Origin of the sequence: Streptomyces sp. HSW2009 (genome assembly GCF_040240285.1) — a bacterium.
Lineage (GTDB): Bacteria > Actinomycetota > Actinomycetes > Streptomycetales > Streptomycetaceae > Streptomyces.
This window is the reverse complement of sequence record NZ_JBEHZD010000617.1, coordinates 1-4152: the sequence shown is the minus strand read 5'-3', so window position 1 is coordinate 4152 and position 4152 is coordinate 1. Positions and strand designations below refer to the sequence as shown.

Genomic DNA, 4152 nt, shown 5'->3' with positions numbered 1-4152 from the left:
CACCAACCCCCCCCCCCCCCCCCCCCGCCGCGCGCCCCCCCCCCCCCCCCCCCCCCCCCCCCCCGGCGGGGCGGGGGGGGGGGGGCCCCGCGCCGGCCGGCGGCTCCCGGGGCCGTCCCGGTCGCCCCAGCAGTCCGTACGGAACCCTCTGTGCGGACCTACGGGGCGGCCGGGGCGGCCCCGTGCGCGTCCCTGGGCCCGCCCGCCATCGGCGGCCCCGCGGGGCCCGGCAGGAACGGGAGGTCCAGCGCGCCGAAGGCGTCCGCGGGGACGGCCGGGTGGTGCGGGGCGATGGGGGCCAGGTGCCGGTAGGGCTGGTCCTGGGCCGGGCGCGGGTCGGCCTCGCCCTTGTTGGGCCACAGCGCCATCGCCCGCTCGGCCTGTGCGGTGATGGTCAGCGAGGGGTTGACGCCCAGGTTGGCGGTGATCGCCGAGCCGTCGACGACGTGGACGCCCGGGTGGCCGAAGAGCCGGTGGTACGGGTCGATGACGCCGTGCTCGGCGCTGGTGCCGATCGGGCAGCCGCCGAGGAAGTGCGCGGTGAGCGGGGTGCCCATCAGCTCGCCGACGTTGGTGCCGGTGAAGCCGTTGATCGACTCGGCCACCAGGCGCGCCGCCTCCTCACCCTCCGGGATGCGGTCCGGGTTGGGCGCGCCGTGCCCCTGCCGCGCGGTCAGCAGGCCCTTGCCGAGCCCCTTGGCCTTGCGGTAGGTGGTCAGCGAGTTGTCGTGGGTCTGCATCACCAGGCTGATGATGGTCTTCTCGGACCAGCGGTGGTTGGACAGGGCGCGGCCCGCGTGCACCGGGTGCCTGAGGTTCGCCGCCAGGTAGCTGATCCAGTTGGGCACCCGCTCGCGGTGGGTGAACTGGAGGATGGACAGCGAGCCCATGCCGTTGGAGCCCTTGCCGTAGCGCACCGGTTCGATGTGGGTGGTGGCGTTGGGATGGATGGACGAGGTGATGGCCACGCCCTTGGTGAAGTCGGCCCGCCGCTCGCCGCTGATCTTCCGGTAGCGCCGGTCGGTGGTCTGCGAGCCGAGTATGGCCTCGGAGTTGGTGCGGGTCAGCGTGCCCATCTTGGGTGAGATGCGCGGCAGTTCGCCCCGGTCGCGCATGGCGTGCAGCAGCGTCTGGGTGCCGTACGTGCCGGCGGCGACCACCACCTGGCGGGCGCGGAGCGTGCGGGGGCGGGTGCCGCGGCGGCGGTCGGTGGGCACGGTCGCGACCCGGTAGCCGCCGGCGGGGTGTTCGCCGAGGCCGACGACGGTGGTCATCGGGTGCACGGCTGCGCCGGCCCGCTCGGCGAGGTAGAGGTAGTTCTCGTTGAGGGTGTTCTTGGCGCCGTGCCGGCAGCCGGTCATGCACTCGCCGCACTCGGTGCAGGCCCGCCGCGCGGGGCCGGCGCCGCCGAAGTACGGGTCGGGCACCGACTGTCCTGGCGCGGCCCGCACCCCCGTGCCGGTGTCCGGTGCGGTGGCGTCGTCGCCGTCGCCGAAGAACACGCCGACCGGGGCCATGTGGAACGTTTCGCCCACCCCCATCTTCTCGGCCGCGTCCTTCAGGTGCACGTCGGAGGGGGTGAGCGTCTTGTTGAGGCGGGCGCCGAGCATCCGCTGCGCCTGGTCGTAGTAGGGGCGCAACTCCTCCTGCCAGTCGGTGATGTGGCCCCACTGCACGTCCTGGAAGAAGGCCGGCGGCGGCACGTACAGCGTGTTGGCGTAGTTGAGCGAGCCGCCGCCCACGCCGGCGCCGGCCAGCACCATCACCTTGCCGAGGACGTGGATGCGCTGGATGCCGTAGAGGCCGAGCGCCGGCGCCCACAGGTAGTTGCGCAGGTCCCAGGAGTTCTTCGGCAGCGCCTCGCGCGCGAACCTGCGGCCCGCTTCGACGACGCCGACCCGGTAGCCCTTCTCGCTCAGCCGCAGCGCGCTGACCGCCCCGCCGAAGCCGGAGCCGATGACGAGGACGTCGTAGTCGTACGCGGTGTCGTCACCGGTGTCGTCACCGGAGTCGGCGCCGGCGGCGGTGCTGGCGCTGGCGTGCACAGCGCTGTCGTACGGGGCGTCGGCGGGCGGGGCGTCCGCGGGTGCCGCAGCGGCGGCCGGGGGGCCGCTCGCGGAGTCGGGGCGGGCGCGGTCGTCCTGGGGCACGGGGACACCTCCGTAGGGGCGGGCGGGTTCGGCGGGGCTCCGCTGGGCCTTGGCCTTCAGCGCAGGCCGACGGCCTTCATCAGGCGCAGGCCCCGGGTCATGAGCTGGGCGTACTGCTCGTGCGAGAGGCCGAGGGAGGGGGCGAGGGGCAGCAGCCGCTGCTGGGCGACGGTCTGCGCCTCGGTGTACTTCAGGACGCCCTCGCCGCCGTGCCGGCGGCCGAGCCCCGAATCGCCCATGCCGCCCATGGGTGCCTGCGCGCTGCCGTACGCGGCGGCGTAGCTCTCGTTGACGTTGACGGTGCCGGCGCGCAGCTTGGCGGCGACGGCCCGGCCGCGGGCCCCGTTGCGCGTCCAGACGCTGGCGTTGAGGCCGTACGGGGTGGCGTTGGCCCGCTCGACGGCCTCGTCCTCGTCGGTGAAGCGGTAGATCGAGACGACCGGTCCGAAGGTCTCCTCGGCGCAGACGGCCATCTCGGGCGTGACGCCGTCCAGGATGGTCGGCTCGTAGAAGTACGGGCCGATGTCGGGGCGGGCGCGTCCGCCGGCGACGAGGGTGGCTCCGGCGGCCACCGCCTCGTCCACGTGCCGCACCACGGTCTCCAGTTGCCGGCCGGAGACCAGCGAGCCCATGTCGGCGCCGTAGCCGAGGCCGGTGCCGAGCCGCAGGGCGTGGGTGCGGGCCGCGAACCGCTCGACGAACGCGTCGGCCACCGACGCGTGCACGTACAGCCGCTCGATGGAGATGCAGAGTTGACCGGCGGACGAGTACGCGCCGCGCACCGCGCCGGCCGCTGCCTTGTCCAGGTCGGCGTCGGACAGCACCAACATGGCGTTCTTGCCGCCGAGTTCGAGCGAGCAGCCGACGAGGCGGTCGGCAGCGCCGCGGGCGACCTCGCGGCCGGTGCGGGTGGAGCCGGTGAAGGAGACGTAGTCGGCGTGCGCGACGACGGCGGGGCCGATCACCGGCCCGTCCCCGATCACCACCTGCCACAGCTCCGCCGGCAGCCCGGCCTCGATCAACAGCTCACGGGCCCACAGCGCGGTCAGCGCGGTCTCCGTGTCGGGCTTCATCACCACGGCGTTGCCGGCGACGAAGGCGGGCAGGGCGTCGCCCGCCGACAGTTCGAGCGGGTAGTTCCAGGGGGTGATCTGGCCGACGACGCCGCGCGGTTGGCGCAGTTCGGTGACCTTGGTGAGGGTGGGGATGACGCCGGTGTGGCCCTTGGGGCCGAGGTAGCCGGGCGCCTTGCGGCCGTAGTGCCGGGCCGCGACGCTGACCGACTGCACCTCCTCGTGGGCGTGCAGCCGGGACTTGCCGGTCTCCAGTTGGATCAGGTCCAGCGCCTCGGCCTGCCGGCGCAGCAGCAGGTCGTGGAAGCGGAGCAGGACGGCGGCGCGCTCGCGGACCGGGGTGGCGGCCCACAGCCGCTGCGCGTGCCGGGCGCGCTCGAAGGCGGTGGCGACGTCGGCGGGCGTGGACTCGGGCAGTTCGGCGAGCTTCTCGCCGGTGAACGGCGTGTGGTTGCAGGTGCTGCCGGTGCCGACCACGGCCCGGGTGAGCCGCGAGACGAGCTCGGGGGTGACCACGTCGGCCGCCGTACGGCTGCCTTCGGGGGCGGTGAAGACCGGGTTCCGCGGGGTGGCGGGAGGGGTGCTGCCGGTGGCCTGAGCGGTGCCCTTCGAGTCCATCATGCGGGTGAGCGTATGCGGCCGGCGCCCGTTTGGGTACCCGACGGTAACCCGTTTTCACCGCACCGACACGACCCGTTTCACCGTGCCAGTGGTTGCTGGCTGCCTATGGGCTGGTCAGGGGTGTTGTACGGGTGGGTGGGGCGGTGGGGTGGCCGCGGCGGGCGGCGTGTGGGGTGGGTGCGGCACCCGGCGTGGCGGGCTGTCTCGTATTCACATCTCCGAGCCCCCCAGGCGGCCGCCGATGGGGGGTGGGCGGGTGGGGGGGGTAAAAAAAGATTGGGGGGGGGGGGGGGGGGGGGGGGGGGGGG

Annotated in this window: 2 protein-coding genes; both read right to left on the bottom strand. The window is 74.4% G+C overall.

Translation table 11 applies throughout. The features are described from left to right. Nucleotides 1-158: 158 nt before the first annotated feature. Entirely contained in the window at nucleotides 159-2045 is a 1887-nt protein-coding gene (locus AAHZ94_RS29550) for a GMC oxidoreductase (protein ID WP_502964823.1), read from the bottom strand. A gap of 161 nt (nucleotides 2046-2206) precedes the next feature. Continuing rightward, nucleotides 2207-3844 carry a succinic semialdehyde dehydrogenase gene (locus AAHZ94_RS29545; protein WP_349996750.1) on the bottom strand — a complete coding sequence of 546 codons (1638 nt, stop codon included), beginning with the start codon at nucleotides 3842-3844 and terminating at the stop codon, nucleotides 2207-2209. Nucleotides 3845-4152: the final 308 nt, after the last annotated feature.

Bases quoted from the DNA above. Each gene is read 5' to 3' on its own strand.
- AAHZ94_RS29545 (WP_349996750.1), bottom strand. From the start codon at position 3,844: ATGATGGACTCGAAGGGCACCGCTCAGGCCACCGGCAGCACCCCTCCC.